The organism is Pseudoneobacillus rhizolycopersici, assembly GCF_054786815.1.
Genome location: NZ_JBTOOE010000016.1, coordinates 43,338 through 69,949 on the forward strand (window position 1 = coordinate 43,338; position 26,612 = coordinate 69,949).

Sequence of the window (26,612 nt, forward strand, 5' to 3'; positions counted from 1 at the left end):
GATTGGGAGGAACAAACGATGAAAAAAGTTTCATTGATCATTTTTACACTATTTGTATTAATTATTGCAGGATGCAGTGGTAAAGAAGCGGGCAAGACAAGCAGTGGAGATAAGAAAGAAAATGTTGCACAAGAGCTAACGCTCAATCTTGGTGGGGAGCCTTATACAATCGATCCAGCCTTCGCATCCGATACTACTTCTTTTTGGGTCATTGATAATCTGTATGAAGGGTTATACATATATGACCAAGAAGGAAATATTGTGGAAGGAGCGGCTAGTAATGTAGACGTTTCTGAAGATGGAAAAACGTACACATTCACGATTCGTGATGGAGCAAAATGGTTAAATGATGAACTGTTAACAGCTAAAGATTTTGAATTTGCTTGGAAACGTGTGTTAAATCCGGAGACAGCTGCCTATGACCCTTCAAGTTTCTACTATATTAAAGGTGCTGAAGAATATAACACTGGAAAAGGTAGTATTGATGAAGTAGGAATTAAAGCAACAGATGATCAAACGCTAGTAGTTGAATTAAAAACACCTATCAAGTTTTTCCCTAAGGTACTACTTGGCCAAGGATTCCTGCCAGTAAACCAAAAGGTTGTGGAAGCGAATAAGGACTGGGCTGCTGATGCAGAAACAGTTGTAACAAATGGAGCATACTCACTAGCGAAATGGGATCACAATAATGAACTAGTTCTTGAAAAAAGTAAGTCTTATTGGAATAACGAAAGCATCACCATGGATAAAGTCACCTTCAAAATGGTGGCAGATGCGACAACCGAATATCAAATGTACAAATCGGGGGAGCTTGATTTAGTTAAATCGATTCAAGCAGATGCGATTGAGCAGGAAAAAAACAACGAGGAATACCATAACAATCCTTCGTTCAGTGTTTACACATACTCATTCAATGTCCAAGAAGAACCATTTACCAACGCGAAAATCAGAAGAGCCTTTGCCTCAGCGATTGATCGAGAAGCCATCACAGAGTTTATCTCAAAAGGTGGAGAAAAGCCTGCATACGGTTATGTAGCATACGGTGTACCAGCCCCAACGGGAAATGATTTCAGAGATGATGCAGATGAATATTATCAATTTGATAAAGAAGAAGCTCGGAGATTGCTAGAAGAAGGATTAAAGGAAGAAGGTTGGTCCAAGCTACCTACTGTTACTTTAAAATATAATTCAGAAGGCAACCATAAGAAAATTGCAGAAGCACTACAAGAAATGTTCAAAGAAAACCTTGGTGTAACGGTAGAATTGGAAAACCAAGAATGGAAAACGTATATTGACACCTTTAAACAAAAGAATTTCCAAATCGCAAGAATGGGCTGGGTTGGAGACTTCCTTGATCCATACCCAGTATTAAATCTCTATAGCAGCAAAAGCTCCAGTAACTTTACGAATTGGGTAAACCCAGAATTTGATCAGTTATTAGAGCAATCCTTAATTGAACAAGATGAAGAAAAGAGATTTGAGTTATTGCATCAAGCAGAAACAGTACTAATGGAGGACATGCCAATCATTCCGATTTACTTCTCTTCACAAAACTCATTAGTAAAAAGTAATGTAAAAGGGATTCGATTTGATCCACTAAGTAACCCTGATTTCCGATTCTCAACAAAGGAATAGGGAATTTATTTAAAGGAGACATAAACGTTGAAAAAGTATCTCTGCTCTGTTTTGTTGGTTATGATTGCTTTTGGGATAATGAGCACCTTTGGTTATGATAACTTCCAATCTACTATTCTGATAGATAAAATCTTTCTAACCGGCTTAATGACATTACTTCTAGGTGCTGTCCTTTATGTAGCTAGAAGCGGATTTTTGGATCTGTTTTTATCAGGATTTACGAAAATAAAAGGAGTAATGATGAAAAGGTCAACAGCTATGTTGGAAATTGATAAACAGATGGCAGCCAATGAAGAGATTATTCAATGGAAGGAGTGTTTTACGTTTCAAATAATGGTCTATTCACTTGGTGGCGGAACAGGACTACTACTCATTTCAACTATTTTGTCCCTATAATAGTGTGGTTTAACCAAATTTATAAAAAAGCCATTTGTGTTTCCCTTTTTAAACACGAATGGCTTTTTACAATTATGCTTTTATTGGTATCATGACTTTATCAATAGCATGTGACTGTTTTACCATTTTAAATTTCACAAAGGAAGCAGTTCTCCAAATAGTGATATAGCTAAAAGCGACTGTAATGAAAAGCATGGATAAACTTGCAGGGTCCATTTCGGAAATATACTGTCTAGCTACGATTCGAATGGCCAAAACGGCGACTAATGCGATAAAAAAGGATTTATTTTTTTGTGCATAGATTTGTCCGTCCTGGCGAATTTCATAGTTAGTCGTCATTACTAGCGGGATGGCTAGCAAAACCCCAAGCGAAGCGGCTACACCAATTTCCCAAATGGTTAATTGTAAAGGAGGTTGTGAAAAAATATAAAGCACCGGTACTAAAGAAAGGATTGGGAGTAGGATTCTAATCCCCGACCCTTTGATTGGTCGATGACTTTCCTTTATTCGTCTCCAAATAATCAGTCCGAAAACTAAAAACATAATACCGAAAATAATTGATCCATTTGATCCGTTCATTTTATATTCCCCTTTATTCTTTAGTGTATGGTTAAGACGATTTAGTCTCGTTTTTCGATTACACTTTGATTTTATCCCCTTTGTTAGACTAAAAATAGTAACCATGGTAAACAGTTTTCATGTTACTTTAGTCACTATTAGGAATTAACTTTGTAACCTATTCTTTCCAGAAACGGCATAGTATAATGAGCATAATTATATAGCTTTGGAGGTGATGCCCATGCTGAGCAGCAAGTCTATGAAAATGGTGTGGGCCTTGAAAGCGGTGCTTGTTTCTATCATTATGTATGAAATTGTGACCTACGCTAGTCTTTCGATGGAAATGAAATCGTTTGCGATAGGTGGCATTGTGCTAATGCAAGGGAATGATCTGTTAAGAACCTACTATCGTTTAAGGGAACGACATAGGATTTTATACATAGTCTCGATGATTATTAATATTGCCGCAACTGGTATTTACTTGGAGCTGTTTGACATTGGTGCAATAAGTATTTATTTTATTTATCCGATTGTTGAGGTTTTTTTAACCGGTAGAAAGATCCTCTTTATAATTGTAGGCTTTCATATGTTTGTTTATATGACTGCAGTGTACATGGCCAAAACGGACGTTCAAAATGCTTTACTTTCCTATTTGGCTACGTTGTTATTAGTCTATTTGTTTCGGGAAATTAGTATAGAAAGGCAAAAAGGACAATTGCTAAGTACTGAATTGGCAGAGGTGCATGCCAAATTGAAAGAAGTCACTATAACTAAGGAAAGGACGAGAATCGCACAGGAAATGCACGATTCAATTGGGCATTCTCTTATTGCTTTACGGATGCATTTGGAATTTGCTGAAAATACGCTTGAGACTCATCCAGAAAAGGCGAGTGAAGCCCTTTCGAAGGCGCATCTTTTTTCACAAAAATCGATAAAGGAGCTTCGTAAGGCGGTCGCTGTATTAAAAGATCAATCGGTCACCAGCCAAATCGAGCTTGAGGAATTACTGGGTGACATGATTGAAAGCTTGCAAACTTCCGAAAAATTATCGTTTAGTTTGAATTTTGATAAAGCTGTGGAATCATGCCATCAAGATATGAAAAATTGTATTTATATTTCCGTGCGTGAAGCAGTGACGAACGGTTTAAAGCACGGCAAGGCACAGGAGTTTGCCATCACGATTAGCAAGTATGGAGAAAAGGTTAGTGTGGTAGTGGAAGACAATGGCCAAGGCTGTGGGCAAATCAAGAAATCCAATGGTCTTCTTGGAATTGAAGATCGTATTGCCTTAATGAATGGAAGGGTAAGTTTTACCTCAGAGAATGGTCATGGCTTTAAAGTAGTAGCTGAAATCCCTGCATAAAAAATATGCCAGTAAGCGAGAGATGTATGAGATGACAAAAATTATGATTGTTGACGACCAAGCAATGGTTAGAGAAGGTCTGAGAATGATTTTGAGCCTACATGAGGAAATTGAGATTATCGGTGAAGCGCAAAATGGTGAAGAATTGCTTGGCTTGTTGACCGGGCAGCTTCCTGATGTCATTCTTATGGATATTCGGATGCCAGTAATGGATGGGATAGAGGCGTTAAAGGTTGTGAAGGAGACCTATCCGAGTGTAAAAGTAATTATTTTAACGACTTTTAATGAAGATGAGTTCATTTTTAATGGACTCAAATATGGGGCAGATAGTTACATTCTCAAAGACTCCAATTCTAAGGAGATTATCAAAGCAATTAAGGCAGTTTGTGAAGGGGTCATGCTGCTTCACTCAGAAGTGAGCTCGAAAATCTCCAAAGTGTTGCATGCGATGAATCATTTTCCTACAAGTGAAAACAAGGTTAAGGAACAATTGGATAACGTATTGACGGCAAGAGAAATCGAGGTAGTCGAACTCGTTATGGAGGGAAAAAGCAATAAACAAATTGCCAGTAGCTTATTTTTAACGGAAGGTACAGTGAAAAATTATATCTCCCGGATTCTTGATAAGCTCGAACTTAACAATCGCACTGAACTGGTGTTATATTTTCAAAATAAACATTAAGGAACAAGAGCCCTTCTAACGGAATGGGCTTTTTGTTTTGCCAGATTTCATAATCTTGTTCATATCTAGTTCATATTCCAATCTTATACTAAAGCTGTTACAAGATTGGAGGAATGAAGATGAACATGGCATGGAAAGAAATGAAGAAAAATAAAGGTAAATTTGTCATTTTAGGCTCAATTGTTTTTCTCGTCAGTTTATTAACCTTTATCATATCAGGGCTGGCAAATGGATTATCACAGGATAATGCGGCTTTAATCAAAAACTTGCCGGAAGGCCAATTTTATATGACCAAAGAGGCGGACCAAACTCATAATTTGTCCACAATAGATAGAGGAACCGAGGAGAAGTTTTTAAGCAAACACCGAAATGCAGTGGCATTTTCGATCCAGATGGGATTTGTAAATGATCAGGATGGGAAGCAAAGGAGTGTCGCCTTTGTCACATCAACCGATTCGAGGATGTTCACAAAGGTTGAAAAAGGCTCAATTGTTTTGGATAGTTCCCTAAAAAATGACGGTATAAAAGTGGGAGACACATTGATGAACAATCAATCAAATCAATCATTTTTTGTAAAAGGTTTTGTTGAAAAAAGTAAATACAGTCATGCACCGGTTGCTTATATCAATAGAGAAGATTACAAGGCAATTTATCGGGCTAGTGAAATGCAATTGCTTTTTATACCTGATAAAGACTCCGCCCTAGAAATCTCAGGTTTACAATCGTTTTCAAAAAAGCAATTCCTAAACACGATTTCAAGCTATAAAGCAGAACAAATGTCTCTGAATATGATTGTTTGGTTTCTAGTGGTTATTAGCGGAATGCTGTTTGCGATTTTTTTCTATATGATGAATGTCCAAAAAATTGGATTATACGGTATTCTTAAAGCAATCGGGGTCAAAACCAGTGCCTTGTTTCAAATGATGTGGGTACAAATGGTTTTCATCACTGTGATCGCCCTTAGTTTGTCCGTTGCCGTCAGTCAGGTTTTTAATAGGGTTGCTCCAGAAGGGCTACCTTTCAGTCTAACTTTTGAAACGGTCACACAATTATCGCTCACTTTTTTATTGATTGGATTTATTGGAGCTACCATTTCGGGTATGCAAATGAAACAAGTTGAACCATTACAAGCGATTCAGCAGGGAGAGGTATAAAATGATCCTATTTACCATTACTGATGTAAAAAAAACCTTTTCAAACGGCGAAGTGGAAGAAGAAATTTTAAAAGGGGTAAATTTTTCTCTTAGAGAAGGAGAAGTAACCGCATTAGTTGGCGCATCTGGATCCGGAAAAAGTACCCTTTTGACGATAGCCGCAGGGCTTCAATCTGCAACTGATGGACAAATTATTTTTGAAGGCCAAAATATCGCAAAACTAAATATAGAACAAGTTCGAAAAATCCGAGCCAAAAAATTTGGATTCGTTTTTCAATTCGCCCATCTCGTTCCGTTTCTTACCGTAGAAGAACAGTTGATGCTTATGTTGGAAGTCTCTGAATCGAAGCTACACAAACGAGAACAAAAGCGAGAGATTGACTACATTTTGGAATTGGTTGAAATGGAACATCGGAAAAAAGCTTATCCGTCGTCATTATCGGGTGGAGAAAAACAAAGAGTGGCCATTGCCCGCGCTATAATCCACAAACCTAAAGTTCTTTTTGCGGATGAACCTACAGCGAGTTTAGATTCAAAAAGATCTAAAGATGTGATGAACTTAATGCGAATTCTAACGAAAACGTTAAACATTTCAACTCTAATCGTCACACATGATCAAGAAATGCTAACATTTGTGGATCGAATCATAAAAATGAGTGATGGCCAGATTTTACAAATACAGGAGAAATGATTGATGACAAATATTTTAATCGTGGATGATGATTTAAATATATTAAAACTAGTTGAAATTCATTTATCGCAACAAGGCTATCATGTCTTTCCAGCAAAAAACGGGATGGAAGCATTAGAAATACTTAAAAGGGAAACTTGTGGTTTAGCGGTAGTGGATGTGATGATGCCCTATATGGATGGATACCAACTGACGAAAGAAATAAGAAAGCTTTATGAAATTCCTGTTATTCTTTTAACAGCACGAAGTCAAATCGAAGATAAAGAACTGGGATTCCAAGCAGGAACGGATGATTATTTAGTTAAACCATTCGAGCCTAAGGAATTAAGTTACCGGATAAAAGCGCTATTGAGGCGATACGATCATCATGAGGATGAATTCATATTACGGGTTGGTCAAACAACGATTAACAAAAAGAGTTATGAGGTTCAGATTGGCAAACGGACCTATCTTTTACCCTTAAAGGAATTTGAACTATTATCCTATCTAATTGCTAATCCTAAGCAAGTGTTTACTAGGGAGCATCTCATTGAGCAAATCTGGGGGTTGGATTATCAAGGAGACGAGAGAACAGTGGACGTCCATATTAAAAGATTGCGGGAGCGGTTCTCTGAATTAACGGATGATTTCCAAATCAAAACAGTCAGAGGTGTTGGCTATTTACTGGAGGCCAAAGGTAAATGAAAACACTTTATGTGAAATTTATAGTCATCACAATTGGAATGATGTTCATCAGCTTTGTCTTGGCTTTTATTGCCTCAAATTGGTACTATCAACAAAAAATAAAGCCTCTTAATGATAAAAAAAATACCGAAGTTGCCCTCGATATTGCTTCTTTTGCCGAGAGACATCCAGAGGCTAACTTGACTGAGTATTTAATTAGCATCTCTGAAGTTGGATATCAGATATGCCTTATTGATCAATATGGTAACCGATTATTTTTCGGTCAAACGTTTAGAGACAAAAGTCTTTCAACAAGGGCAGAGAAGCAAGTATTGGGAGGGGATATATACCACGGCATCCTACATTACCCGAAAAAAACCTTTGTGACAGGTTTTTTTGCCAACGAACTGGAGAATAGTATTGGTGTTCCTCTACAACATAATGGGAAAACTTTTGCCCTTTTTATCAGACCGGACATCAAATTTCTTTTTAGCGAGATGCATGTTTTATTTGGATGGATCATGGTATTATCGTTTACATTAACGATGGTTATGGTCATTATTAATACAAACTATTTAGTAAAACCGATATCCAACCTTACCCGGGCAACAAAATTGTTGTCAAAAGGTAACTATAAGGTAAAGCTGAATACGAAGCGCCGTGATGAGCTTGGTGAATTATCCCATAGCTTTTTAAAAATGGCCAAAGAATTAGAGCAAATTGATGACATGAGAAAGGAATTTATCTCCAATATTTCACATGATATACAGTCCCCATTGTCTAATATAAAGGGCTATACAAATTTGTTGGAAAATGACTCCATAAATAAAGAAGAAAAGAAACAGTACGTTTCCATTATCAATAGTGAGATTCAAAGGCTTTCGAACTTAACTAAACAATTATTGCTTCTCGCGTCTTTAGATCGAAATGAGAATATTTTAAAGAAACAGCCGTTTAACCTTGGAGCGCAAATAAAGGAACTGGTTCGAAATTATCAATGGGCGGTAAGTGAAAAAGGGATTATGTTAAGTTACTCCTTGGCCGATATCGAGATGATTGGTGATCCATCCTTGTTATATACGGTTTGGGATAATCTTTTATCGAATGCAATTAAATATAATCATCCAAATGGTAGTATTGACATATCGATGGAGGAAAGAGGACAATCGGTTTTTGTGACAATGAAGGACACGGGAATAGGGATGAGTAGTACTGAATTAGAAAAGATATTTGATCGTTTCTACCGGGTGGACAAATCTCGTTCAAGAACAATCGAAGGTACTGGTCTTGGCTTAGCCATTATAAAAACAATCGTCCAACTTCATGAGGGCCAGATTAATGTGACCAGTATTGAAAATCAAGGGACCATTTTTATCGTGGAGTTGCCATTAGATAGAAGTTGGAGATGAATTTGAATGGAGCACTTACCATGGGGTAGGTGCTATATTTTATTGACAATATTCGACTATGTGGATTTCATTCCAAGGAAGTAAATGTTAAAATAGAGGTTGGAAATGACGCTTTTCTGGGTAATACTGTTAGACATGGGATTAAATTATTTAATTTGTGAGAAAAAGTTCACATCCTTTCTCCTGTTACAGTGTTATGCTAATTATATATAACTTTTGGAGGTAAACAACATGCAAACCACTTTGGAAAATTCCAATAATACCCAAAAGGAAAACCCGGCTCCAACTTATTCAAGAACTAATCCGTTTCAGGCGAAAATCCTTAAAAATATTAATTTAAACGGGGCGGGTTCCAGTAAAGAAACTCGACATATCGAGTTTTCATTAGAAGGTTCAGGCCTTTCTTATAACCCAGGTGATGCTCTTGGCATTCTTCCTTCCAACGATCCTGAACTTGTGGCTTCTCTTCTTGAGGTAATGCAGTGGGATGGAGAAACGGTTGTTACTGTTGGAAAACAAGGGGAAACACTTACGCTGAAGGAAGCCTTAACTAATTACTTCGAAATTACCTTAATCTCAAAAAAGATTTTGCAACAGGCAGCTGAGTTTACAGATAATGAAGAATTGAAAACGCTATTATTAGTCGAAAATGCAGCACAACTGAAAGAATACTGCTATGGCCGCGATTTACTTGATATGTTACGCGACTTTGGTCCTTGGAAAGCAACGGCACAAGATGTTGTTAATATGTTAAGAAAAATGACGGCACGTCTTTATTCGATTGCTAGCAGCATTTCAGCTCATCCTGGAGAAGTGCATCTAACTATTGGTGCTGTTCGTTACACAGCACATGGCCGCGACCGCAAAGGGGTTTGCTCTGTACAATGTGCAGAACGTGTGGCTGAAGGGGATACACTACCGGTATTTGTTCAAGCCAATAAACATTTCCATTTACCGGAATCAGGGGATCAAGATATTATCATGGTTGGACCAGGAACAGGGATTGCTCCATTCCGTTCTTTTATCGAGGAACGTGCGATTACAAAAGCATCTGGTCGTGCATGGTTATTCTTTGGAGACCAGCATGAAGCTTCTGATTACCTTTACAAGGATGAATTGGAAAAATACCTACAGGATGGTGTATTAACAAAAATTGATACAGCATTCTCCCGTGATGGTGTTGAAAAAGTTTATGTTCAGCATAAAATGCTCGAGCACGGCAAAGAGCTTTTTGAGTGGCTTGATAAAGGTGCCAACTTCTACATTTGTGGAGATAAAGAGCGGATGGCAAAAGACGTCAACGATGCACTTATTAGCGTAATTGAAACAGAAGGCGCAATGAGTCGCGAAGATGCTGAAGCATACCTAAAAGACCTACAAAAACAAGGACGCTACCAACGCGACGTATACTAAAAAAGAAAAGGGCTGACAAATGTCAGCCCTTTTATTTTAAACATGCTTTAGTGCTTTAAAGCGTGTGGGGACAGTCCCTGAATCTTTTAAAGCGCTAAAGCGCTAAAGCGATTTCCAAAGTTTCATTGGATTTTCTTGTTTTTCATTTAGTGGCATTTGAGTCATTTTGATCGTTCGATCGGCTTTCTCCTTTTTTAGTTCCTCGTAAATAAATTGGGACCGTCCTAATCCTACCTCAACAGCATCCTCCACTGATTGGCAGTAATACAGCTCTTCGATTCCAGCGAAATACATCGCGGTTAGACACATTGGGCATGGTTGACCACTAGCATACATGGTATAGCCAGATAAATTATTTGTTTGTAAATGTTCTTGTGCCCTTCTAATGGCGAGTAATTCGGCATGTCCACTAACATCAAATGTCTTATGCAATTCATTTACACCTTCCGTGATCATTTGATTATCCTTCACAAGGACTGCACCGAATGGCTGTCCACCTTCTTTAACGTTGTTAACGGCTAATTCTATTGCTCTTTCCATAAATTTGTTCATGTTGACTCCTCCATATATGTAAGAATGTTAAAGGCTTTCGAATATTTTACCAAATTAGACCCGATAATAGGAGGGGAATTAGAACATCTTACAGAAGAATTAAGAGTAATATATTTTGGGAAAATCGGAGGAGAACCATGGGTAGATTAATTCATTTTGAAATCCACGTTAGTGACATGGAACGGGCAAAGAAGTTTTACGGTGAGGTATTCGGTTGGACGTTTCAGGATTGGAGCGAGTATGCCGGCATGCCGTACTTTGGAGCAGTAACCGGTGATGAAAATACGCCTGGAATTAACGGTGCGTTGATGCAGCGTCAAGGTCCTGCCCCAGAACCTGGGCAAGCCATGAATGGGTTTGCTTGTACAATGGGCGTCGAAGATTATGATTCGACCGAAGCCAGAATACTTGAAAATGGCGGTCAAGTGGCATTGGCTAAGCACGCCCTTCCAGGGATGGCTTGGCAAGGATATTATTTAGATACTGAAGGAAATGTCTTTGGGGTTCATCAGCCGGATGCGAATGCGCAATAGGATAATTGGTTGAACTAATAAATCTATTGGCTCAGTTATAAACTGAGCTAATTTTTTTGGAAGGAGCAAGCAAATAAATGAGCATAGTATTAGCTTTATTAGCGGCACTTTTTGCTTCGCTAACCGCCATTTTAGCCAAAATTGGCATCGAAAATGTTAATTCAAACTTAGCTACAGCTATTCGGACAGTAGTTGTATTAATCATGGCATTTTTTGTTGTGTTGTTAACGGACCAACTTGATATGATTACACAAATATCAATTCGTGCTTTTTGGTTTATTTTTTTCTCAGGATTGGCGACTGGATTTTCTTGGCTTTTTTTCTTTCGAGCCTTGGCGATTGGAGATGTATCAAAGGTAGTACCCATCGACAAGGCAAGCATAGTTTTGACGATTGCTTTTTCTGTATTTTTCCTAGGTGAGCCAGCGAATTCTTTGGTTTTGTCTGGAGGAGCAATCATTGCCATTGGAACCTTTATTTTAATTGGAAAAAATGAAGAAAAGAAACGACTTTCCGGCTCGCAAATTTATATTGTGTATGCCATTATAGGGGCAGTTTTTGCGGCATTAACATCGATTTTAGCGAAAATAGGAATGGAGAATGTCGATTCAAATCTAGCTACTTTTTTGCGAACGATTGTCATTTTGATTTTTGCGTGGGTGCTTGTATTTTTTAAAGGGACTCAAAAGGATATGAAACGGATCTCAAAGAAAGGTTATCTATTTTTAATCTTATCGGGAGTTGCAACTGGGTTATCGTGGTTATGCTATTTTGCGGCGATCGCTATGGGAAAAGTATCGATTGTTGCTCCGATTGATAAATTTAGTGTGGTTTTGACGATGGTATTGAGTTTTATCTTTTTAAAGGAAAAGGTGCATAAGCATACGATTATTGGTGGCATTGTCATAACTATAGGAACTGTTTTGTTAATATGGTAGTGAAAAGGGACGAGGAAATTAGTTCTTTGTAGAGCTTTTAGTAAAACTACAAAAAAGGACAATTCCTTAGGGAGTTGTCCTTTTTATTTAAACTTATTTTACGCCTTTCATGTATCCTTGGATTTTTGGTGAGATGATGAAAAGGATAATTCCTAGTACAATCGAAGCTCCACCAATGACGCCAAAGTAGGTTATTTCAGTATCCACCGAGTAGAATTTAACGATTTGAGCATTAATGGCTTGAGCAGCTGCGCTAGATAAGAACCATAAGCTCATCGTTTGTGCTGAGAACGCTGCTGGTGCAAGTTTGGTTGTTGCTGATAACCCAACTGGTGATAAACATAATTCCCCAAATACGCAGATTAAGTAGCTAAGTACTAACCATAATGGGTTTACTAATGAATCCGACCCGCCAAGATATCCTGGTAATAAAATAACAATAAATGAAATACCAGCAAATAATAGCGCTAAAGAAAACTTTTGTGGAATTGTCGGTTGTCGATTACCTAATTTAACCCACATCCAAGCAAAAACTGGCGCTAAAATGATAATAAATAATGGATTTAAGGATTGGAACCAAGCAGGTGAGATATGAATTCCAGCAAAATCTAATTGAGTACGGTTATCCGCATAGCTTGCCAAGATCGTAGAACCTTGCTCTTGAATGGCCCAGAACATAACTGATGCAATAAATAGCGGGATATAAGCGATAATTCGTGAACGCTCAACCGCAGTTGTTTTTGGACTGCGATACATAACGAAGAAGTAAGCGGTTGGAATCAAAATACCTAGAACCGTTACTAAATTAATAAATCTACCAAAGGTGAGCATTCCTGTTGAAATTAAAATGGCAATTATTACTGCAAGCACAACAATAACTAAACCAATAATAGTAAATACCTTTTTCTTTTCGTTTTGATCTAATGGGTTAGGAACCACTGTTCCAGCTAAACCTAGATTTTTCTTTTTAGTTAGCATGAACATAACTAATCCTAGAAACATCCCGATAGCAGCAATTCCAAAACCTAAGTGGAAACTATAGTCCATTACAGATCCAACGATTAATGGGGAAAAGAATGCCCCCATGTTTATACCCATTACGAAAATCGTAAAACCAGCATCACGTCGTTCGTCTTGTTCACTGTACAATTCTCCAACAACTGTAGACACGTTTGGTTTTAATAGCCCAGTACCTAAAACAATTAATACCATTGAAATCAAAAACATAGTGAAGCTTCCCGGAACGGATAGAACAATATGACCTATCATAATCAGAATTCCACCGTAAAAAACGGCCTTCGAAGTACCAAATATCCGGTCTGCTAGCCAACCGCCGATAACTCCGGACATATAAACGAGTGAACCGTAAATGGACATAATGGAGAGCGCAAGATTCTGGTCAATCCCTAGTCCACCTTTAGACACCTCATAATACATATAAAATACAAGAATGGCTCTCATTCCATAGTAAGAGAAACGCTCCCAGAACTCAGTAAAGAATAAAGTAAATAATCCTTTAGGATGTCCAAAAAATCCTTTCTGAGGCACACTATCCACAATTTTCTGTCTATTAATGTTTGACATGTTGCTTCCTCCTTTTTAACTATTCCATAATACTTTTAATAGTAAAAGTATGTCAAAAGTTATTTTTGGTAAAATTGAAAATATGTATTAAAGTGTGTTGAGAAATCAAGGTTTTAAACATTTTTTCTCAAGAAGAAAATGTATTTTGAATAGATTAAAAAATATAAATAATTTTATTAATATAATATTTTAGAAAAATGAATTATGCTGTTTACTGGCTTTTTAGTGATTTTGTCGCATATGTCAATCTCCCCACGAATAGAATGAGGTGAAGTGAAAATTTAATTGAAATGATGGGAGAACAATGGGGAAAAAGGGATGGATTTATTCAGTATTAGCTGTCGGTTTAATCGGACTGACCGGTTGCTCAGAAAATACAACCAAAATAGATAAGTTGGAGGACCAAATTTCCAAGCTCGAAAAGCAGTTAGAAGCTGAAAGGAAAGCGAAGGAAGAGGCGATTCAAAAATATGAGGCAAGTAAAGAAGTGATGAAGGAAACAGAACCCGTTATTGTGTCAGTCGTAGACCCAGCCACAAAACAAGTTATTAAAACTTTTGAACCATTAGCAATGGGTTGGGAAACAAATAAAGATGCATATCGCGCTGAACTAAAAAAATGGGTTAAAGAAATTGCTCGCGGAACAGACAAAACAACAGGCTATGACCAAAGGATGATACCAGATAGAATCGGTGCAAACGGTCAAATTATCAAAGGTAGCCCTAGGATAATATTAGAGGAAGAAGAGTTAATTGATAAATTGTTGAGTTCTTCAGAAAAAGGCGGAATTGTGGTACTTCCTCTTTATGTAACCGAAAGCGGCTATAAACCGGAAGAAACGCAAATTTTAGATGAGGAAGTAGTGGCTAAATTTACAACCCAGTTTAATAGCTCAGTTACAGGAAGATCAAAGAATATTGAACTGTCTGCGGAGGCCATCAACAATGTGATTATTGGGGCAGGGGACATCTTTTCATTTAATACGACAGTTGGTCCAAGCGATGCAGCTCATGGTTACCAGCCAGCACCGGAGTATTTGAATGGGAAACTGGTAGAAGGAATTGGTGGAGGGATTTGTCAGACATCATCAACCTTGTTTAATGCCGTTGACCAACTCGGCGTGAAACATGTAGAATGGCATCATCATTCGGGCAGTGTCGGCTATGTTCCAAAGGGGCGAGATGCCACTGTATCGTACGGAGGTCTTGATTATCGGTTTGAAAATACAACCGGGATACCATTATTAATCAAGGCAATTGTAAAAGACGGAACATTAACAGTTGAAATTAGAACGACCAAGGAGCATTCAACCAAAATATAGGTAAAGCCCAGTTGGATCTACCATCTGGGCATATTTTAGTTATCTTCTGTTATTTGTAAAAAGAATAACCAGCAGAACAAGCATGACAATGTCCAACCTTGCATTAAAGGCGAAGTGCATAAATCCGGTGTGTAACAGTGGGACCTTGGTTAAAAGGATTGCTGCAATCATAATCACAATTAACGGAATCGTCGCCTGCCTTATCCATTTATTGGATATAAGTAATCCCCCACATACAATTTCAATGATAGCTACGATATACATCAAATGTAGCGAAGAAGGTAACCCCAAACTCATAAAATAATTCTGTAAATCCACACTAATCAACTTCATTAAACCAGATGTAATATACACATACGCAACCACATAACGCAACAACTTCATAATGGAAAACGACGAATAAATGATAATCCCCCCTTTATAAACCATATGAATGAAATGGACAGACTATGACAACGGTGGTGCCTGTCACCACTCTCCTATTTCCTACCAATTTTATTTTGGTGTATGATATAGGCAGATAAATTAATAGGAAATAGGTGCTTTATATGAAAGTAGTTGTTATTGGGGCTGGGATTTTAGGTGCATCGACTGCCTACCATCTTGCTAAGGCTGGAGGAGATGTGCTGTTAGTGGATAGAGGAGATCGGGGGCAAGCAACAGATGCCGCTGCCGGGATTGTATGCCCTTGGCTATCTCAGCGCCGAAACAAAGCTTGGTATGAGCTTGTAAAAGGTGGGGCACGGTATTATCCGCTGTTAGTTGAAAAACTAAGAGAAGATGGTGAAACGGATACGGGCTATAAGCGAGTAGGAGCCATCAGCCTTCATAAGGACAGAAGCAAACTGGAGCAAATGGCGGAGCGGGCATTTAAACGTAGGGAGGATGCTCCTGAAATCGGAGATATAAAAATTTTAACTCCAGAAGAAACAAACTTGTTGGTTCCGCCATTAACCTCTGAATATGGCTCGGTTTATGTAAGTGGTGGAGCACGAGTGAATGGTCGGGCTATGCGCGATTCTTTAGTGAATGGGGCGCTGAAAAACGGTGCTAAATTGATTATAGAGGCTTCGGCTAGTGTTGTTGCTCCTGATTCTGCTGTTACAGGAATCATGTTAAATGATGAATTGATACAAGCAGACAAAGTCATTGTGACTGGGGGGGCTTGGGCTACAGAAATCTTAAACCCTCTAGGCCTGAATTTTTCCATAAAACCTCAAAAGGCACAAATTGTTCATTTAGAGGTGCAGGATCAGGACACAGGGAATTGGCCAGTTGTAATGCCACCTAATGACCAATATTTATTGGGATTTGAAACTGGACGAGTGGTAATCGGTGCCACCCACGAAGATGAAGCAGGTTTTGATGGTCGTGTTACCGTTGGTGGTGTCCATGAAGTATTAGCCAAAGCACTCGAGATTGCTCCTGGCTTGGCAGGAGCGAGTATCCTTGAAACAAGAGTTGGTTTTCGTCCGTTTACTCCAGGATTTCTCCCGATATTTGGATCAGTACCGGGATTTACAGGTTTATTTCTAGCTAACGGACTAGGTGCCTCAGGACTAACCAGTGGCCCATACCTCGGTGCTGAACTAGCCAAACTAGTACTTGGAGAACAAACCGAACTAGATCCTGGAAACTATGATGTAGCTGCCGCTTTAGCACTTTAAAGCATGTGGGGACTGTCCCCACATGCTTTAAAGCACTAAAGTTTTGGGTTTTTTACGTTATTATTAGGCTACCTTTATGGCTTTTCCGAATGGGACTTTCGGGAGGAATTCGTCTGGGACTAGCCAGAATAGTTCGTATCCAACGTTTTTAATTTCTTCATAGATATAACCTGTCACATCGGTGATGTAAAACAAGGTATCGACGTTTTCGTTCTCAGCCCATTCAAGCACTTCCGTATAGGATGATTTTCCATGCGAATAGTACTTGATAGTATCAGCTTTTGCAGGGGCAATACTGCGAATTTTAAAGTCTGCCTGAACTAAAATGGTATCTGGCTTTACTGTTTCAAACAATTTCACAATATTATTGATAAGAATAGTTCGAACCTCAACACTTGAGGTATCAACGGCTAGCGCTATTTTTTTGTCCTGACGATCTTGAATCATCGATAAAATTCGTTTTTGCCATCTCACCCAAACCAGCTCCCTTAGAATAAATAGCAACAGGTTTTTAGTTTCGGTCTTTAGCAAAAAAATATGTGTTGGACAATTTCTCCAACACATTGCAATTTCAGTGCCTAATATGATTTGCCTTAAAATTTTTATTAATAAAACCTTCTAGAGCCAAATGTAGCTCATCGTGATAATCGGAAAAAAGCCACTGATCCAAAATAACGAGAAAAGCCCCCTCATTACTATTGAGATACCGATAAATAATTTGCGCCTGATCCATTTCATCTCGAGTCAACCAACGAGGAGTTTCACAACGCTTAAAGCTTGCTAAAACAGCACCCTTTAATGCATCCACCTGTAAGTTTTCTTCAAGAAAAATCTTACTAAACACAACCTCAATTCCTTGAATGAGGAACAGTTTTACACGATCCTCATCCAACTTTTCCATCACAACGACTTTATTATTTTCCGAAGTAAAATCAATGACCTTTTCCTTATACAAAAGAAATTGAACCGCCTCAATCCGATTGCGCAACTTTGCAGCCGTCTCAAAATCAAAATTCTCCGCTGCCTGTTCCATCAGCTCTATCATTTCATCCATTAGCCTAGAATCCTTTCTACTCAATAATGCGATGAACTTATCTAAAACCATATGATATTGCTCTAAAGCCTTTTCATCACCTAAACAAATCCCGCAACACATACCTAATGAGTAATTCAGGCAAGCTGAACCCTTTCCAACCGGATTGCTACAAAGAATACGAAACGTCTCTTTTATATCAGTCAGCGTCTTTTCAACCGTTTTAACTTTAGTAAAAGGTCCAAAATAAAGCTTGCCATCGTTCTCAACGCGGTGACTCTTGATCTCTATTTTCCGGTGCAACCCAACAGGCTCAATGGCAATATAGCAATACGACAACGGATTTTTCATTTGGCGATTGTACGGTGGCTTTAACTGCTTAATTAACTTACATTCCAATAAGAAAGCCTCAAATTCCGTATCGGTTAAAATGATGTCGAAATCCTTTAAGTGTCTCACCAACTTTTGAATCTTAGAAGAATGATTCGCGGAACTCCGAAAATAAGATTGCACACGATTCTTTAAATTTTTTGCCTTACCAACATAAAGGATTCCACCAAGGGAATCCTTCATTAAATAAACACCTGGGGTCAGGGGTAGATTGCGCAACTTTTCTTGTAAAATCATCCAACAGACCTAACCTTCCCTTTACCAATCATGGTGTAGTATAACAGGATACAGATGGAAACCGAAATGGCTGAACCGATGTAAATCGAATGATAATCAAGCCAATAGGCAATTTGACCAAAAATAATGGCACCAACACCTATACCTAAATCGAAAAATGAAAAGAAGGTAGCGGTGGCCATTCCTTTGCGATTTGCCGGAGCATTTTGAACGGACCAAGCTTGTAAGGCTGGCTGAACAGATCCAAATCCTAATCCGTATAAAAATGCTGCAATAAAAAGAACTAAGCTATTTGGCAGCCATGCTAATAGCACCATTGAAACCAAAATTAAGCCGGCGCCAATCGGAAATACCACCCGGTGCCCTTTTTGATCATAAATCCTACCCGAAAATGGCCGTGAAATCATAAGAGCAAGAGCATATAGCAAGAAATACCATTCTAATCCCTGTATTCCTTTTTGCGTTGTATATAATGGTAAAAAGGAAGCAATCCCACCAAAGGTAACAGTAATGAATAATAACAAAATCGACGGTGGTAAAGCCGTTTTTTCATAGAAATCCCATTTTTTTCGAGCCACTAGATTTACAGGCTTTTCTGTTTTCTTGAATTGAATTCTTGATGATAAAAACAACGCCATTAAACCGAGTGAAGCACAAATGACAAATAGTTGCGTAAAGGTTAAGATTCCAGCTAATGCCAATCCAAGCGTTGGTCCCATGGCAAGTGCTAAATTTCCTGACAATCCATAGTAACCCATCCCTTCGCCACGACGTTTTGCCGGGATTAAATCAGTAGCAATCGTTCCAGAAGCCGTCGTAGAGAAACCCCAGCCAACTCCTTGAATAATTCGCATTAAAAACAAGAAGTAAAGGCTTGCGAAAATTCCGAAGGATCCTACGGAAATGACAAAAATCGCTAAGCCAGTTAAATAAACAAACCTTCTTCCTTTTGATTCCAATGAATGCCCAGCATACGGACGAATCAATAAAGCGGAAAACGTAAAAAGGCCGACGACAACCCCAATTAGCTGGTCATTCCCGCCTAATTTTTCTACAAATAACGGAATCGTAGGCAAGGTCATTTGAAAACCTAGAAAGATGAAAAAATTGGATAAGCAAATTAATACAAAATCGCGGGACCAAATTTTTTCTTTTGATTGACCAATCCGTTGTGCTTCTTTTGTTAATGGTGCACTCATAGGAATCCTCTCCAATTTTATTATGTAATCTATATATATTTCGATGTACTAAACAATATTTTACAAAAAATCAATACTAATTCCTATGGTAAATGTAAAAAAAAGACTGGGCGAAAATTTCTCGCACAGTCTTAACTGAATTTTTATGCAACTGTTTTTACTTTCATCGACCGTTTTTGCCAAGCAACAGTAATGGCTAAAGTAAATATTAATAGAGCTACACCCAAGATAAATGGATAATTTATACGAACATCATAAAGGACTCCAGCAAGTGTTGGTCCAGCAACATTTCCGATACTTTGATAAGCATTATTCATCCCCATAGCAAAACCTTGCTCATTCCCGGCCATTTTCGAGATTAAGGTAGTTAAGACTGGACGAAGAATCGAAGTTGCTAAGAAAATAATGAGGGAAATAACAAAGAAAAATGCATAGCTGGTAGCAAAGATGGATAAAAGAAATCCAATTGCAGCTACCCCAATAAATACATTCAATACCGCTTTTTCCCCATATCGGGCGACAATACGGTCAACAACAAATAGTTGGACAATCACACTAACAATACCGGTCGCCGTAATCATAATCGCAATATCCTTTGCAGTTGACCCAAATTGATTGTCAAGGTAAAGGCCGATTACTGATTCATAGGAAATTAAACCAAAACTCATTACGAGTGCAATAATTAATGGAATAAAGTAAGGCATTTTGACGGATCGAGCCATTTTTTGAACCATCGATTCATTATCGATTAGAGCTGGATTCGCCCCATCTCGACTTGTATCGCTTTCTTTTAAAACTAAGATGGAAAAAATAACTGACACAAGGGATACGATGGCTGAAATAAGGAATGGAAACTTCAGGCCGAAATCTGCTAAAAACCCGCCAATTCCAGGACCGATGACAATTCCTAACGACATGGCCGCTGATACATAGCTATTACCCTTCGCTCGCTGATCAGGTGTGGTAATGTCTGAAACATAGGCGAAAATCGCTGGTACAAGTAGCGCGCAGCCGATACCACCGATAGCACGAGACGCATATAGAAGCCAAATAGAGTTTACAGCGTAGAATATAAACATGGATAAGGTTAGCCCAGCTAACCCATAAATAATCATTTTTCTACGGCCATATTGGTCGGTCCATTTTCCGCCAATCGGCGAGAACAGAAATTGCGCGCCGGCAAATATCGCAATAAATAATCCAGCAGCCGTTCCGCCTTGACCGATCGATTCTAAATAGGCAGGTAAAATCGGTATGATGATTCCGAAGCTACCTATTGCAATAAACATATTTATCATAAGAATGACAATCTTTTTTTGCTGATCTTTCGTCATTGTTAACCTCTCTTTCCGTGTCTCTTCCTCACTTTTGGGAGAATACACATGATTTCAAGATTATTATGGTACAGGTATCATTGTCAACAAAAACAGTCTGTAAGAATTTGGTTTTTTATACAATTAGCTTTAATTTCTTGACTAGAAGTTTCCATTATTGTATATTTATAGCGTCATGTATAAATAACTAAATTTTCAGACTCTTTAAGTTGTTTCTGCTTGACATTAACACTTGCTTTAAATAGGAGGAAGAACATGAAAACGGGCAAAGTTAAATGGTTTAACAACGAAAAAGGCTTTGGTTTTATTGCTGTTGAAGGTGGAGACGATGTGTTCGTTCATTTCACTGCAATTCAAGGCGATGGCTACAAATCATTAGAAGAAGGCCAAGAAGTTTCTTTCGAAATCGTGGAAGGAAACCGTGGACCTCAAGCATCTAACGTAGTAAAATTATAATCTATTATTCACATGATCAATGGTTGGCGAATAAAGCCAGCCTTTTTTGTTAGAGGAGAGTGTCTACATGTACCTTACTGTAAAAGAAGCAGCGGAATATTTATCAATTAGTGAGGCCACCATCGAAAAGCTTATTCAACAAAAACGGATTCGAGCCTTATACGACGGTGAACAGTACCTCATTTATAAAGAACAATTCAACACACACTTAAATCAGTTGGAAAAGTACAAGTTGCTTGTCGAGGAAGTTCTGAATGAACCAATTCCTGAAGATATCGATATTAAGGATGAGGATTAGTATAAATCTACTTACCACAGCTATATGGGCTGTTTTTTTTTGACTCCTAGAAGTTGGCAGTTCAAATTTTTGTCAAATTGTTTTTACAGCATTGTGAACGTTATCACATTCTCAACCTTTATTAACACCGAAGTAGTATATTAATAGTGTAATCATTCATTCACTTTTTCGAGAGGAAGCGATTCACATGTTAGTCAATTGGTTAAGAGAAAACAAAGTTTCTGCTGCACTGTTTGCAGTCCTACGAATCTATTTAGGTTATGCATGGTTAACAGCAGGATTTCATAAATTAACAGGCGGATTTGACGCAAGTGGGTTTTTAAAAGGAGCAGTTGCTAACCCGGTAACTGGACCAGATGGAGTTGTTTACGGCTGGTGGGCATCATTCCTTGAAGGTGTAGCTCTTCCGAATATTGATATTTTTAACGTTTTAGTTCCTTGGGGTGAGTTCTTAATTGGTTTAGGATTAATCCTTGGATGCTTAACTACTGCTGCTGCTTTCTTCGCGGTTGTCATGAACTTCAGTTTCTTATTATCAGGTACTGTATCTCACAACCCTACAGATATTATAATGGGAATGATCATCATGGTAGCTGGTTACAACGCTGGTAGATACGGACTTGACCGCTATGTTGTACCGTTCATTCGTAAGACTATTGGTAAAAAAGAAAATGCTAAAAAGATAACTGCATAAAGAACGAGAGGGGCTAATTCGAAAGAGTTAGCCTCTTTTTTGTCTAGAAAATAATATTATTATTAAAATTTTCTTCAATTTTTAGATAATTTCTTATAAACTATTATTTAGACAATCTAAATAAATAAGGAGTACATAAGATGAGCGCTAATACACAAATTTCGGCTGAACTTTTACCCGTCTTTGAAACGCTTTTAAAAACAGAACCTGTTAAGGAAGCATTGGAATTTCTAAAGCAAGATAATGAAAATACGGTAAAGGAGCAAATTCACTTTACCGCTATACCGGCACCAACCTTTGAAGAACAGGTGCGTGGAGAATATTTTGAAAAACGCTTTAAGGAATTGGGATTACAGGATGTTAGTACCGACCAGCACGGAAATATATTCGGTTATCGCCGTGGCCAAGAAAACGGACCAAAACTCGTAGTATCAGCCCATTTGGATACCGTTTTTCCTGCGGGGACTGATGTTGTTGCGAAGGTTATCGATGGAAAAATTTATGCACCAGGAATTGCTGATGATGGACGTGGGCTTGCTGCGCTACTAACTCTTATTAGAGCCTTTAATCAAACCGGAATCGAAACAGTAGGTAACATTGTTTTTGTCGCAACAGTTGGAGAAGAAGGATTAGGCGACCTACGTGGAGTGAAAGGGTTATTTGCTGACCACAAAGATATAGACGGCTTTATCTCTATCGAACCGGGTACCCCAAATGAGGTTACTTATTTGGCAACGGGCAGCCGCCGTTATCGAATTACCTATACAGGACCAGGTGGACATAGCTTCGGTGATTTTGGAGTTCCAAGTGCCATTCATGCCCTGGGTCGGGCAATTGCGGCAATAGCCGACATCAAGGTTGCCCAGGATCCGAAGACAACTTTTAACGTCGGTACGATTGAGGGCGGGACTTCCGTCAATACGATTGCAGCCCGTGCAGGCATGGTTCTTGATATGCGCTCCACTTCCCAAGCTGAACTTGCAAAACTAGAACAACAAGTAATCGATCTATTGCATCAAGCTGCAGAAGATGAAAACCAACGCTGGGGTAAGGAATCCATTAAGGTCGAGCTTGAATTAGTCGGTGACCGCCCTGCAGGTAGCCAGTCAGAAGACGCGGTTATCGTTCAATCTGCATTAGCGGCCGCAACTGTACTAGGTTTTGAGCCGAAATTAAACAATCCAAGCAGTACAGATTCTAATGTGCCGATTAGTTTAGGAATTCCTGCCGTTACCCTTGGCGGGGGCGGCGATTATGGCGGATGCCATACACTTCAAGAATTTTTTAATCCAACAGATGCCCATTTCGGTGTTCAGAAAATCCTCTTAACAATTGTAGGATTAGTTGGTTTAAAGGAAGTCACAAAACCACTGCTTTAAAAATGTATTGACAGTAGAGATAAACGAAACTATAATCGAATTTGGTTAAAATATTGACTAAAACCTATTATAGGAACGTGGACTTTTCTAGAGATACTCTATTTTCGCCACACAAATGTTTCATACATTTGTGTGGCTTTTTTGCGTTTTTTTGAGGTAGTAAAGCTCTATCTAAGAAGGGAGATTCAAAATGAAAGCTTGGCATTATGCATTAATCGTTTTTTTAGGTGGCTGTAGTTACGGAGTGTTGTCGACAGTGGTCAAACTGGCCTACTCCGCTGGGTTTGTGATGTCACAGGTGACCGGCAGTCAGTTATTGATGGGGACCATGATTCTATGGCTTATTGTCCTTTTTACTAAAAAGCAAAAATTAACTATAAAGCAAACAATAAAATTACTAATCTCCGGTATTCCGGTTGGGTTGACAGGTGTATTTTATTATAAATCGCTCCAAACCCTGGATGCTTCACTGGCAATTGTGTTTTTATTTCAATTTGTTTGGATTGGCACGCTACTAGAATGGGTCATTGCTAGAAAGAAACCATCGTTCGGCAAACTCATTTCAGTTGCTGTCCTTGTTCTCGGCACGATTTTATCGGCGGGAGTTTTAACAGAAGGGATGTCTGACATTCCTTTAAATGGCGTCGTTTGGGGAATGCTATCAGCACTATCTTTTTCAGCATTTATCTATATTAGTAGTTCAGTAGGAAATGAACTTCCGCCGGTGCAAAAAAGCGCCATCCTCTCAACAGGTGGCCTTATAACCGTGATGCTTCTTTTTCCGCCAACGTTCCTAATCAATATGGATGTTTTAGTAGCTGTAACACCATACGGTATTTTCTTAGGTTTATTTGGTGTTGTTGTTCCGCCGCTATTATTTTCAATCGGTATGCCTCATGTCGGACCAAGTCTGGGAACCATTCTAACAGCCTCCGAGCTACCGGTTGCTGTTATTGCCTCAATGCTCGTATTAGGAGAAAAGGTTATCGCCTCCCAATGGCTAGGTGTTCTGGTTATTTTGGTCGGAATCTGTTTTGGAAATGTAAATCTTTCTTTTGTAAAAAAATTCTCGCTTTCGGAAATTTTACCCGATCGAAAAAGCAAGCAGCTCATGTAGGGCTGCTTATTTTTTGAAAAATTTAAAAATTTAAGCAGGAGTTTTTCTTTCGTCTATCGAACTATTAGAGTGTCAATATTTACGAAAGGTATGTGAAAGCGAATGGAAGCTGTTGGAATTGCACCATATTTACATGTGCGTAAGGCAAGTAATCCGATTTACGATCCATCGGGGCAAAAGTTAAGCTTTATCACTGATTACACTGGATTACCTCAGGTTTGGGACCTCGGCTTAAGTGAGTTGGCTTGGCCGTCACAAGCAACCTACACAGAAGAACGTATTATTTTTATTCAATACATAGCTGGAACAAACAACCGAATTTTCGGGATGGATGAAGGGGTCAACGAAAGACAACAGCTATTTTTATTAAAAGAAAATGGCGATGTAGCCCCATTAACCGATTCGCCTGACCATATCCATCATTATGGCGGCAGCTCATCTGATGGTAAATGGATTTCCTGGTCGAGCAATCGTCGTCATAACACCTATTTCGATATATACATCCAAAACCTAGAAACGCTTGAAATTCGTCAAGTCTTCGAGGATGATGGCTCCTATTATCCACGGAAATGGACGCCGGATGGCAAAGCACTTCTGATTCAAAAGTCAAATACGAATTTGGATAATGACCTTGGATTGTTAGAAATTGAAACAGGAGAAGTTACATGGTTAACCGAGCATGCCGGTGAGGCTAGCTTCGATAATCCACAATTTAGTGCTGATGGCAAACAGCTTTATTTTTTAACAAATAGAGATCGCGAATTTACAGGTCTGGCATCGCTTAGTCTTTCTACGAAGGAAATCACCTGGTTAGACGATTCCAAGTGGGATTTGGAAGACTTGACGATGAGCCCTGATAAAAGAATGCTTGCTTACACGATTAATGAAGGTGGCATTTCGAAAGGGATTATCTATCATCTTGATAGTGGCATCAAACAATCTTGGTCAACGCCAATAGGTGTCATTACGGAGCTAGCCTTCTCACCAGATAGCTCCAAGCTTGCCTATGTGTTTAATGGGGCTACAAACCCATCTGATGTATGGGAGCTTGAAGTGAAATCTGAGCAAACAAGAAGATTAACCTATGTGTCCCAACTACCTGTCGTTCAGGAACAGTTGGTTGAACCGGAACTAATTAAGTTCTCCTCTTTTGATGGATTAGAGGTGCCAGCTTTCCTTTATAGGCCGAAAAATGCAGAAGGCAAACTGCCGGTTGTCGTTTTTGTTCACGGTGGTCCGGAAAGCCAAATCCGTGCTGTTTATAATCCTTTCTTACAATATTTCTTAAATCGCGGTTATGCGGTGTGTACGCCGAATGTGAGGGGGAGTACAGGTTACGGAAAAACCTATTCTCACTTAGATGATGTCCGTAAGAGAATGGATGCGATTAAAGACTTAGTCAGCTTAGCTGAATGGTTGAAGAAGGAAGAAATCGCTGATCCGAATAAAATCGCGATTATGGGGCGTAGCTATGGTGGATTCGCTGTGTTGGCTGCTATTACTCATTATCCGGATATTTGGTCAGCTGCCATTGAAATTGTCGGAATCTCAAGTTTCCGGACATTCCTTGAAAAAACAAGTTCATGGCGCCGTAAGCTTCGTGAAGCTGAATATGGCAGCATCGAAAACGATGGCGACTTCTTCGATGAAATTGACCCGATCCATCATGTCGGAAAAATTACTAGTCCATTGATGGTCCTTCATGGTGCCAACGACCCAAGGGTGCCAATTGAAGAAGCCGAGCAAATCGTAGGAGAGCTGAGAGCGCGGAATCACCCAGTAAGCTACATCCGTTTTGAAGACGAGGGGCATTTCTTTGTTAAGTTAAAGAATAATATTACCGCCTACACTGGTGTAGCGGAATTCTTGGATCAGTATATTGGCCAATAGGTCTTTACAAAAGACATAAACAGAAC

Annotated in this window: 26 protein-coding genes and 1 pseudogene; 19 read left to right on the forward strand and 8 right to left on the reverse strand. The window is 38.8% G+C overall.

The genetic code is table 11. The features are described from left to right. The first annotated feature begins 18 nt into the window (after positions 1-18). Together ACX9YW_RS15625 and ACX9YW_RS15630 are read left to right on the forward strand one after the other, a co-directional pair. The gene (locus ACX9YW_RS15625) at positions 19-1,635 is read left to right on the forward strand and encodes a peptide ABC transporter substrate-binding protein (RefSeq protein ID WP_460348031.1); all 1,617 of its coding nucleotides are present in this window, start codon (positions 19-21) and stop codon (positions 1,633-1,635) included. A 27-nt stretch (positions 1,636-1,662) separates the two neighbouring features. Beyond that, the gene (locus ACX9YW_RS15630; RefSeq protein WP_460348033.1) at positions 1,663-2,031 is read left to right on the forward strand and encodes a DUF3899 domain-containing protein; all 369 of its coding nucleotides are present in this window, start codon (positions 1,663-1,665) and stop codon (positions 2,029-2,031) included. Between the two features lie 72 nt (positions 2,032-2,103). On the opposite strand, the gene ACX9YW_RS15635 is transcribed toward ACX9YW_RS15630, so the two are convergent. After that, positions 2,104-2,610, reverse strand: coding sequence for a cytochrome c biogenesis protein CcdC (locus ACX9YW_RS15635; protein WP_460348035.1), 507 nt, complete (start codon positions 2,608-2,610; stop codon positions 2,104-2,106). A 220-nt stretch (positions 2,611-2,830) separates the two neighbouring features. Here ACX9YW_RS15635 and ACX9YW_RS15640 point away from each other — a divergent pair, with 220 nt between their 5' ends. The 7 genes and pseudogenes from ACX9YW_RS15640 to ACX9YW_RS15670 all read left to right on the forward strand — a co-directional run. Next, on the forward strand, positions 2,831-3,952 hold the full coding sequence (locus ACX9YW_RS15640) for a sensor histidine kinase (protein ID WP_460348037.1): 1,122 nt from the start codon (positions 2,831-2,833) through the stop codon (positions 3,950-3,952). A gap of 31 nt (positions 3,953-3,983) precedes the next feature. Then, the gene (locus tag ACX9YW_RS15645) at positions 3,984-4,634 is read left to right on the forward strand and encodes a response regulator transcription factor (protein ID WP_460348039.1); all 651 of its coding nucleotides are present in this window, start codon (positions 3,984-3,986) and stop codon (positions 4,632-4,634) included. Positions 4,635-4,753: 119 nt separating this feature from the next. Beyond that, positions 4,754-5,788: an ABC transporter permease gene (locus ACX9YW_RS15650; protein WP_460348041.1), complete on the forward strand. Its 1,035-nt coding sequence runs from the start codon at positions 4,754-4,756 to the stop codon at positions 5,786-5,788. A 1-nt stretch (position 5,789) separates the two neighbouring features. Beyond that, the gene (locus ACX9YW_RS15655; RefSeq protein ID WP_460348043.1) at positions 5,790-6,479 is read left to right on the forward strand and encodes an ABC transporter ATP-binding protein; all 690 of its coding nucleotides are present in this window, start codon (positions 5,790-5,792) and stop codon (positions 6,477-6,479) included. 3 nt (positions 6,480-6,482) lie between these two features. Continuing rightward, positions 6,483-7,163 (forward strand): response regulator transcription factor, encoded by a 681-nt coding sequence (locus ACX9YW_RS15660; RefSeq protein WP_460348045.1) that lies wholly within the window; start codon positions 6,483-6,485, stop codon positions 7,161-7,163. Then, complete coding sequence (locus tag ACX9YW_RS15665; protein ID WP_460348047.1) at positions 7,160-8,551, forward strand: HAMP domain-containing sensor histidine kinase; 1,392 nt, start codon at positions 7,160-7,162, stop codon at positions 8,549-8,551. Before ACX9YW_RS15660 ends, ACX9YW_RS15665 begins: the two co-directional genes overlap by 4 nt. 246 nt (positions 8,552-8,797) lie before the next feature. After that, positions 8,798-9,964, forward strand: a pseudogene (locus tag ACX9YW_RS15670) (sulfite reductase subunit alpha); the annotation flags it as partial. 102 nt (positions 9,965-10,066) lie between these two features. On the opposite strand, the gene ACX9YW_RS15675 reads toward ACX9YW_RS15670, so the two are convergent. Beyond that, the gene (locus tag ACX9YW_RS15675; protein WP_460348049.1) at positions 10,067-10,516 is read right to left on the reverse strand and encodes a nucleoside deaminase; all 450 of its coding nucleotides are present in this window, start codon (positions 10,514-10,516) and stop codon (positions 10,067-10,069) included. Positions 10,517-10,653: 137 nt separating this feature from the next. Here ACX9YW_RS15675 and ACX9YW_RS15680 point away from each other — a divergent pair, with 137 nt between their 5' ends. Both ACX9YW_RS15680 and ACX9YW_RS15685 read left to right on the forward strand, forming a co-directional pair. Continuing rightward, complete coding sequence (locus ACX9YW_RS15680; RefSeq protein ID WP_460348051.1) at positions 10,654-11,049, forward strand: VOC family protein; 396 nt, start codon at positions 10,654-10,656, stop codon at positions 11,047-11,049. A gap of 77 nt (positions 11,050-11,126) precedes the next feature. Next, a complete protein-coding gene (locus ACX9YW_RS15685; RefSeq protein ID WP_460348053.1) occupies positions 11,127-11,987 on the forward strand; it encodes an EamA family transporter in 861 nt (286 codons plus the stop codon). 93 nt (positions 11,988-12,080) lie between these two features. Here ACX9YW_RS15685 and ACX9YW_RS15690 read toward each other — a convergent pair whose 3' ends face one another. Then, on the reverse strand, positions 12,081-13,571 hold the full coding sequence (locus tag ACX9YW_RS15690) for a peptide MFS transporter (RefSeq protein WP_460348055.1): 1,491 nt from the start codon (positions 13,569-13,571) through the stop codon (positions 12,081-12,083). A gap of 304 nt (positions 13,572-13,875) precedes the next feature. On the opposite strand from ACX9YW_RS15690, the gene ACX9YW_RS15695 reads away from it, so the two are divergent. Next, entirely contained in the window at positions 13,876-14,892 is a 1,017-nt protein-coding gene (locus ACX9YW_RS15695) for a VanW family protein (protein WP_460348057.1), read from the forward strand. Between the two features lie 39 nt (positions 14,893-14,931). Here the strand turns inward: ACX9YW_RS15695 and ACX9YW_RS15700 are convergent, their stop codons facing one another. Continuing rightward, on the reverse strand, positions 14,932-15,321 hold the full coding sequence (locus tag ACX9YW_RS15700; RefSeq protein WP_460348059.1) for a DoxX family protein: 390 nt from the start codon (positions 15,319-15,321) through the stop codon (positions 14,932-14,934). A gap of 119 nt (positions 15,322-15,440) precedes the next feature. Here ACX9YW_RS15700 and ACX9YW_RS15705 point away from each other — a divergent pair, with 119 nt between their 5' ends. Then, entirely contained in the window at positions 15,441-16,559 is a 1,119-nt protein-coding gene (locus ACX9YW_RS15705) for an NAD(P)/FAD-dependent oxidoreductase (protein ID WP_460348061.1), read from the forward strand. 63 nt (positions 16,560-16,622) lie between these two features. On the opposite strand, the gene ACX9YW_RS15710 is transcribed toward ACX9YW_RS15705, so the two are convergent. The 4 genes from ACX9YW_RS15710 to ACX9YW_RS15725 form a co-directional block, all read right to left on the reverse strand. Further along, positions 16,623-17,033, reverse strand: a complete 411-nt coding sequence (locus ACX9YW_RS15710) for a VWA-like domain-containing protein (RefSeq protein WP_460348063.1) — start codon at positions 17,031-17,033, stop codon at positions 16,623-16,625. Between the two features lie 97 nt (positions 17,034-17,130). Next, positions 17,131-18,219, reverse strand: coding sequence for a GIY-YIG nuclease family protein (locus tag ACX9YW_RS15715; RefSeq protein WP_495995321.1), 1,089 nt, complete (start codon positions 18,217-18,219; stop codon positions 17,131-17,133). Beyond that, complete coding sequence (locus tag ACX9YW_RS15720) at positions 18,216-19,418, reverse strand: MFS transporter (RefSeq protein WP_460348067.1); 1,203 nt, start codon at positions 19,416-19,418, stop codon at positions 18,216-18,218. Before ACX9YW_RS15720 ends, ACX9YW_RS15715 begins: the two co-directional genes overlap by 4 nt. A gap of 143 nt (positions 19,419-19,561) precedes the next feature. Next, complete coding sequence (locus ACX9YW_RS15725; RefSeq protein ID WP_460348069.1) at positions 19,562-20,752, reverse strand: MFS transporter; 1,191 nt, start codon at positions 20,750-20,752, stop codon at positions 19,562-19,564. Positions 20,753-21,007: 255 nt separating this feature from the next. On the opposite strand from ACX9YW_RS15725, the gene cspD reads away from it, so the two are divergent. The 6 genes from cspD to ACX9YW_RS15755 all read left to right on the forward strand — a co-directional run bounded on the left by cspD (position 21,008) and on the right by ACX9YW_RS15755 (position 26,586). After that, entirely contained in the window at positions 21,008-21,208 is a 201-nt protein-coding gene (gene cspD, locus ACX9YW_RS15730; protein WP_460348071.1) for a cold-shock protein CspD, read from the forward strand. 67 nt (positions 21,209-21,275) lie between these two features. Further along, positions 21,276-21,506: a helix-turn-helix domain-containing protein gene (locus tag ACX9YW_RS15735; protein WP_460348073.1), complete on the forward strand. Its 231-nt coding sequence runs from the start codon at positions 21,276-21,278 to the stop codon at positions 21,504-21,506. A 187-nt stretch (positions 21,507-21,693) separates the two neighbouring features. Further along, entirely contained in the window at positions 21,694-22,200 is a 507-nt protein-coding gene (locus ACX9YW_RS15740; protein ID WP_460348075.1) for a DoxX family protein, read from the forward strand. A 140-nt stretch (positions 22,201-22,340) separates the two neighbouring features. After that, the gene (locus ACX9YW_RS15745) at positions 22,341-23,579 is read left to right on the forward strand and encodes a M20/M25/M40 family metallo-hydrolase (protein WP_460348077.1); all 1,239 of its coding nucleotides are present in this window, start codon (positions 22,341-22,343) and stop codon (positions 23,577-23,579) included. A 190-nt stretch (positions 23,580-23,769) separates the two neighbouring features. Continuing rightward, complete coding sequence (locus tag ACX9YW_RS15750; protein ID WP_460348079.1) at positions 23,770-24,696, forward strand: EamA family transporter; 927 nt, start codon at positions 23,770-23,772, stop codon at positions 24,694-24,696. Between the two features lie 102 nt (positions 24,697-24,798). Further along, complete coding sequence (locus ACX9YW_RS15755; protein WP_460348081.1) at positions 24,799-26,586, forward strand: S9 family peptidase; 1,788 nt, start codon at positions 24,799-24,801, stop codon at positions 26,584-26,586. Positions 26,587-26,612 lie beyond the last annotated feature (26 nt).

Bases quoted from the DNA above. Each gene is read 5' to 3' on its own strand.
- ACX9YW_RS15745 (WP_460348077.1), top strand. From the start codon at position 22,341: ATGAGCGCTAATACACAAATTTCGGCTGAACTTTTACCCGTCTTTGAA.
- ACX9YW_RS15755 (WP_460348081.1), top strand. From the start codon at position 24,799: ATGGAAGCTGTTGGAATTGCACCATATTTACATGTGCGTAAGGCAAGT.
- ACX9YW_RS15740 (WP_460348075.1), top strand. From the start codon at position 21,694: ATGTTAGTCAATTGGTTAAGAGAAAACAAAGTTTCTGCTGCACTGTTT.
- cspD (WP_460348071.1), top strand. From the start codon at position 21,008: ATGAAAACGGGCAAAGTTAAATGGTTTAACAACGAAAAAGGCTTTGGT.
- ACX9YW_RS15655 (WP_460348043.1), top strand. From the start codon at position 5,790: ATGATCCTATTTACCATTACTGATGTAAAAAAAACCTTTTCAAACGGC.
- ACX9YW_RS15650 (WP_460348041.1), top strand. From the start codon at position 4,754: ATGAACATGGCATGGAAAGAAATGAAGAAAAATAAAGGTAAATTTGTC.
- ACX9YW_RS15625 (WP_460348031.1), top strand. From the start codon at position 19: ATGAAAAAAGTTTCATTGATCATTTTTACACTATTTGTATTAATTATT.
- ACX9YW_RS15725 (WP_460348069.1), bottom strand. From the start codon at position 20,752: ATGACGAAAGATCAGCAAAAAAAGATTGTCATTCTTATGATAAATATG.
- ACX9YW_RS15695 (WP_460348057.1), top strand. From the start codon at position 13,876: ATGGGGAAAAAGGGATGGATTTATTCAGTATTAGCTGTCGGTTTAATC.
- ACX9YW_RS15635 (WP_460348035.1), bottom strand. From the start codon at position 2,610: ATGAACGGATCAAATGGATCAATTATTTTCGGTATTATGTTTTTAGTT.
- ACX9YW_RS15660 (WP_460348045.1), top strand. From the start codon at position 6,483: ATGACAAATATTTTAATCGTGGATGATGATTTAAATATATTAAAACTA.
- ACX9YW_RS15700 (WP_460348059.1), bottom strand. From the start codon at position 15,321: ATGGTTTATAAAGGGGGGATTATCATTTATTCGTCGTTTTCCATTATG.
- ACX9YW_RS15715 (WP_495995321.1), bottom strand. From the start codon at position 18,219: ATGATTTTACAAGAAAAGTTGCGCAATCTACCCCTGACCCCAGGTGTT.
- ACX9YW_RS15680 (WP_460348051.1), top strand. From the start codon at position 10,654: ATGGGTAGATTAATTCATTTTGAAATCCACGTTAGTGACATGGAACGG.
- ACX9YW_RS15705 (WP_460348061.1), top strand. From the start codon at position 15,441: ATGAAAGTAGTTGTTATTGGGGCTGGGATTTTAGGTGCATCGACTGCC.
- ACX9YW_RS15640 (WP_460348037.1), top strand. From the start codon at position 2,831: ATGCTGAGCAGCAAGTCTATGAAAATGGTGTGGGCCTTGAAAGCGGTG.
- ACX9YW_RS15735 (WP_460348073.1), top strand. From the start codon at position 21,276: ATGTACCTTACTGTAAAAGAAGCAGCGGAATATTTATCAATTAGTGAG.
- ACX9YW_RS15675 (WP_460348049.1), bottom strand. From the start codon at position 10,516: ATGAACAAATTTATGGAAAGAGCAATAGAATTAGCCGTTAACAACGTT.
- ACX9YW_RS15750 (WP_460348079.1), top strand. From the start codon at position 23,770: ATGAAAGCTTGGCATTATGCATTAATCGTTTTTTTAGGTGGCTGTAGT.
- ACX9YW_RS15645 (WP_460348039.1), top strand. From the start codon at position 3,984: ATGACAAAAATTATGATTGTTGACGACCAAGCAATGGTTAGAGAAGGT.
- ACX9YW_RS15690 (WP_460348055.1), bottom strand. From the start codon at position 13,571: ATGTCAAACATTAATAGACAGAAAATTGTGGATAGTGTGCCTCAGAAA.
- ACX9YW_RS15685 (WP_460348053.1), top strand. From the start codon at position 11,127: ATGAGCATAGTATTAGCTTTATTAGCGGCACTTTTTGCTTCGCTAACC.
- ACX9YW_RS15720 (WP_460348067.1), bottom strand. From the start codon at position 19,418: ATGAGTGCACCATTAACAAAAGAAGCACAACGGATTGGTCAATCAAAA.
- ACX9YW_RS15665 (WP_460348047.1), top strand. From the start codon at position 7,160: ATGAAAACACTTTATGTGAAATTTATAGTCATCACAATTGGAATGATG.